The sequence below is a fragment of the Halomonas marinisediminis genome (assembly GCF_004347715.1).
Classification (GTDB): Bacteria; Pseudomonadota; Gammaproteobacteria; order Pseudomonadales; family Halomonadaceae; genus Halomonas; species Halomonas icarae.
In genome coordinates this window covers 1-235 of the sequence record NZ_SLTR01000668.1, presented here as the reverse complement: position 1 = coordinate 235, position 235 = coordinate 1, and the positions used below count along the sequence as shown (strand labels likewise).

Sequence of the window (235 nt, the reverse complement as noted above, 5' to 3'; positions counted from 1 at the left end):
CCCGCGCGCAGGATCTCGTAATAGGCCAGCGCCACCTCGGGGATGTTGTTCGGGAACTGGTCGGTGTCCCAGCCCGACTGGTAATCGTTGCGGTTCATGTCGATCGAGCCGAGGATGCCAAACTCCCGCGCGAGCGCCAGCTCGTGCTCGAAGGAATGCCCGGCCAGGATCGCATGGCCCTGCGCGATATTCATCTTCACTTCGTCCTGCAGGCCGAACTCCGACAGGAAGCTGA

General features: G+C 62.6%; 1 pseudogene. It reads right to left on the bottom strand.

Annotated features, from left to right (window positions below):
• Positions 1–235, bottom strand: a pseudogene (locus E0702_RS18180) (xylose isomerase); the annotation flags it as partial.